The sequence below is a fragment of the Mesobacillus sp. genome, assembly GCF_049588175.1.
Classification (GTDB): domain Bacteria; phylum Bacillota; class Bacilli; order Bacillales; family Cytobacillaceae; genus Mesobacillus.
The window spans coordinates 1-4,760 of the sequence record NZ_JBAVFI010000406.1 but is presented as its reverse complement, the minus strand read 5'-3'; the positions used below and the strand labels follow the sequence as shown (position 1 = coordinate 4,760).

General features: G+C 42.3%; 5 protein-coding genes. All 5 read right to left on the bottom strand.

Features of this window, described 5'->3' with window-relative positions:
* Nucleotides 1-233, bottom strand: a 233-nt coding sequence (locus WB217_RS10200) for a BMP family ABC transporter substrate-binding protein (protein WP_423993087.1), incomplete at its 3' end; no start/stop codon positions are given.
* Between the two features lie 87 nt (nucleotides 234-320).
* Nucleotides 321-1,046: a GntR family transcriptional regulator gene (locus WB217_RS10195; RefSeq protein WP_423993085.1), complete on the bottom strand. Its 726-nt coding sequence runs from the start codon at nucleotides 1,044-1,046 to the stop codon at nucleotides 321-323.
* Between the two features lie 310 nt (nucleotides 1,047-1,356).
* Entirely contained in the window at nucleotides 1,357-3,690 is a 2,334-nt protein-coding gene (locus WB217_RS10190) for a DNA translocase FtsK (RefSeq protein ID WP_423993083.1), read from the bottom strand.
* Nucleotides 3,691-3,845: 155 nt separating this feature from the next.
* Nucleotides 3,846-4,058, bottom strand: a complete 213-nt coding sequence (locus tag WB217_RS10185; RefSeq protein WP_423993081.1) for a YlzJ-like family protein — start codon at nucleotides 4,056-4,058, stop codon at nucleotides 3,846-3,848.
* Nucleotides 4,055-4,760: ClpP family protease (locus tag WB217_RS10180; RefSeq protein WP_423993079.1), on the bottom strand; the 706-nt coding region annotated here is incomplete at its 5' end. The genes WB217_RS10185 and WB217_RS10180, both read right to left, overlap by 4 nt.

Sequence of the window (4,760 nt, the reverse complement as noted above, 5' to 3'; positions counted from 1 at the left end):
GGCTTAAGATACTTTGTGTTTACTCCAAACTCATCTTCTGCCTTTAGGATTCCTTCCCAAGTACCCTGGTTGAACGACTTGTCATCAATTGTACCTGCATCAGTAACCATACCAACTTTTAAATCGGACTTCTTGTCTTTGTCGCCGCCTTTATCATCGCCGCCACAACCAGCTAACATTGTGCCTGCTGCCAAAAGCAATGACATTACCAAACCAAATTTACGCTTTTTCAAGGTTTGTACCCCCCAGAGAATGTTTGTCGATTTTGCAGGAATGTTCTGAAAAACCATTCAGTTAGCGTTTTCATTTCATTAAAAAAATTAAACTCTTTTTCTAAGGACATGAAAACTGAACTTATCGGCTTTAAAATAGTTGACCGAATAAAGGATCGGCACGTCGTTTTCGTCGAAATGCATCTGCTTTAAAACTAGCAGGGCAGTTTCAGGATCACATTCAAGAACGGGAGAAATCTTCTCATGATAGCCAATTGGCTCAATCTGGGCAACTGCGTATGTAACTTTCCTGTTGGATTTAATCTCGAGCAGATGAAGCAGTGATTCATCTTCATGAGAGAAATCGCCTGGCAGGATTTTCTCGGGAATTTTGTCTAAACAATAGACAACCGGTTCCCCATTGGCAGTCCTTACCCTTTCAATCAAAGTGATTTCGTCATCCATCGAACATGAGAAACGGCGGATATCCTCTTCGGTAGGTCCTGTAGTCGTTGAGTTCAAGAAGATTGTACCAGGCTTCATCCCTGCCTGCTCAATCATCGCCGTCACACTGTTAAGCTGTTCAATACCTGATGAAAACAGTGGTTTGGCATTGACAAAGGTTCCCACTCCATGTCTGCGGATAATGACGTTTTCTTCTTCAAGAATACGTAAAGCTTCGCGGAGTGTTGCCCTGCTAACTCCAAGCTGTTTGGCAAGATCAAATTCAGATGGGAGTTTTTCTCTTTCTTTATAAACACCCTTTTGAATATCTTGCTTCAGGTGATCAATTACTTGTAAATACAGGTGCCGGTTATCTGACTTGATCGACATGAGGCTTCCTCCAACCTTTTTGCTCAAAGACATCAGACATCTGATGTATAGCATTCCTACTAATCGAAAATACTATAACACTTTTTTTAACATAAATAAATAGCGTTTCAACATTTTGTCGAAAAAAGCTAAGATAAACAGATTTGCCATTTTTTCCGGTACCAAAAGCCTATATTTTTGGTATAATTATATTTTGAAAGCGTTTTTAATAGTATGACATTATTATTTTCATCTGATATGAATGTACTATAAAAATATAAAAAGCCGGACTAGGTTGTCCGGCTTTTTCCACTTGTGTTTGGTTTTCAACTTATGCTTCCTCTGACTTTGCAACCAGCACATTCCTTGGTTTGCTTCCCTCGTAAGGACCCACTATTCCTCGCAGCTCCATTTCATCTATCAGCCTTGCCGCTCTGGAATACCCAATCCTAAACCTTCTCTGCAGCATGGATACAGATGCGGTTTGCATCTCGACAACAAGGTCAACTGCATCACCATATAGATCATCTTCTACTTCAGAAGTGTTTTCTGGGATATCCTCAGGAATCATTTCCTCCTGATACTGCGCCTTCTGCTGTCCTATTACATAGTTGACGACTTCTTCTACCTCTTCATCTGACAGGAACGCTCCTTGCACCCTTACAGGCTTGGAAGCCCCAACAGGCAGGAACAGCATATCCCCTCTGCCTAAAAGCTTTTCTGCGCCGCCCATATCAAGAATGGTGCGGGAATCGGTCATCGAAGACACGGCAAAAGCAATCCTCGAAGGAATATTGGCCTTAATAACACCAGTTATGACATCGACAGACGGACGCTGGGTTGCGATGATCAAATGGATTCCAGCTGCACGTGCCATTTGTGCCAGGCGTGTGATTGAATCTTCTACATCAGAAGATGCTACCATCATTAAATCAGCAAGCTCATCAACAATGACGACGATAAAAGGAAGCAATGGCTGTTTCGCCTCTTCTTCACTGTTATATCGTTTAATATATTCGTTATAGCCTTCTATATTTCTAGTACCCGTATGCGAGAAGAGCTCATAGCGCCTTTCCATTTCGTTGACAACTTTCTTAAGTGCCTGGGAGGCTTTCTTCGCATCCGTAACGACAGGAGCCAATAAATGCGGAACTCCGTTGTAGACATTCAATTCAACCATTTTGGGGTCAATCATCATCAGCTTTACCTCGTGGGGTTTAGCCCTCATGAGAATGCTTGTGATAATTCCATTGATACAAACACTTTTACCGCTGCCAGTTGCGCCGGCTACGAGTAAATGGGGCATTTTATTTAACTCGGCCAGTACTGCTTCGCCCGTGATATCTCTGCCTAATCCTATCTGCAGCTTCGATCCTGGCTTATTATGCTGCTTCGATTCGATTACTTCTCTTAATGAAACCATTGCAACTTCAGAATTGGGAACTTCAATACCTATAGCCGATTTTCCGGGAATCGGCGCTTCGATCCGGATATCCTTGGCTGCAAGCGCCAATGCAAGGTCATCATTCAAGCTCACTATTCTGCTGACTTTAACCCCCACATCTGGATGTACCTCATACTTAGTAACAGCAGGTCCAAGATGTACCTGTGTAACTCTCGCTTTTACACCGAAACTCTGAAAAGTCCTTTCAAGCTTAGCTGCATTTGCATGGATTAATTCGTACTCCCCACTTTGGTCTGTTTTATTTGGAGGCTTTAAAATACTTAATGGCGGCAGCTCATAAGCAGTATTTTCAACTTCGGTAAAAGCAATTGGCTGCTGCAGCTCTTCACCTTCATCCTGCTTATCCTTTTTAGGCTTATCAGACTTAGAAGGCTGCTGGTTGGCCTCCGGACTTGCATATGCACGTTCGGCAAAACTTGAAATGATTGGTTCTGGTGCGGCTGGTTCTTCTGCCAATTCAACTGTACGGTGCACAGGTCCTTCTGTGACAGGCACCTGACTGTTTGTTCTTTCCGTTTGGCGGGCTTCTCGCCTAGCCGAGGTCTTCTGCTGTTGATTCTCTTTCCATTGCTTAAGGTCCTCTATAAATGAGTTCCATTGTTCTTTAACAAAACCGCCTATTGGCACAAGAATTTTCCCTGCAGCCTCGCCGAATGTTTTGCCAGTAACAAGTATAGTACCAATGATAATTAACACAAAAGCAACAAGCTGGGATCCAGCTGCATCGAACAAATAATAAAATAGCGCAAACATGATTGCGCCAATCATCCCGCCGCCAAGATCCGTTGTGCTTGTTTCACCTTTCGCTTCCATGACAAATAAATCAAAGGTATTTTTTATGACACTTGGATTCTCGAACTTTCCGCCATTTGACAATAACTCAAATAACGTGACATGACTTAACAACAAGATTGCACTTACAATCAAATATGTACCAATTAACTTTGTGTGAAAGATAAATGGAAGACTCCGTTTCCACATTATATAAATGCTGAAGACGACGAGCCCTATCAGGTTGAGCATAAACCATTCCCCTGAAAAAAAGCGGAAAAACATTACTGTCGCTCTTCCAACAGCACCAAGATCAGCCATCGCAATGATGGACAGTGCAAGCAGAGCTAATCCGGCAAGTTCATATTGAACAGTAGTCTTTAAAGTATTATTTTTCTTTCTGGATTGCCGTCTTTTCTTTTTGGCCATTTTATCACCTTATATTTATAGCTTCACTAACAGCATAATCATTCATAACCTTTCTCGAACTTCATTAAGAAGAAAAGCAGCCATATTCGGCTGCTAATGCTGAGTGTATCCATATTATATCATATTTGCCAGTTTAACTGGGACAATCCTTCGGTTTAAGAAAGTGAAATTTTCGATCCTGGCATGCAGCCTGGGTCCATAAAATGGTTCGGATCCGTGCTCATCACGCGGAGTACTCGGTAATCATGGTTTTCAGTCCATTCAGCCAAGACCGGTATGCCATTGTACGTTATCATGACCTGGTTTACCGGTTCCTCGCTGCTTGGCGGGAATACCTGGTCATGAGGCATCATGGTATATAAGATCATTGTACAATCACTTCGTTCTTTTGTTTATTTAAGTCTATTAGTTCGTTCAGTTTCTTCATCGCCTGCCCGATGCCTCCTACTGCATGGATTAAACCAGATTGGACAGCATCATTGCCGATGACATTTGTCCCAATGTCCCTCGTCAAATTCCCCTTTGCAAACATTAAATCTTTAAATGTTTCCTCAGTAATATTGGAATGTTTCGTAACAAAGTTAACCACTCGCTCTTGCATTTTGTCCAGATATTCAAAGGTCTGCGGAACGCCAATGACTAGTCCAGTCAGACGGATCGGATGAATAGTCATTGTCGCGGTTTCCGCGATAAAGGAATAATTACATGATACCGCAATTGGCACGCCAATCGAATGCCCGCCTCCTAGAACCAATGAAACAGTCGGTTTTGAAAGAGAAGCAAGCATCTCAGATATAGCCAAGCCAGCTTCAACATCACCGCCAACTGTATTTAAAATTACTAGCAAGCCTTCAATATTGGGATTTTGCTCGATTGCAACAATCTGAGGTATCAAGTGTTCATACTTTGTTGTTTTATTATGGGGCGGCAGCTGCATATGCCCCTCAATTTGACCAACTATCGTCAGACAATGAATTTTTGAATCCTGCGAAAGCTGAGGTACATTTGTTTGGCCGAGCTGCTGGATTTTTTCAAGCAGACCAGAGGATTTTTCTTCCTTTTGGGTATCT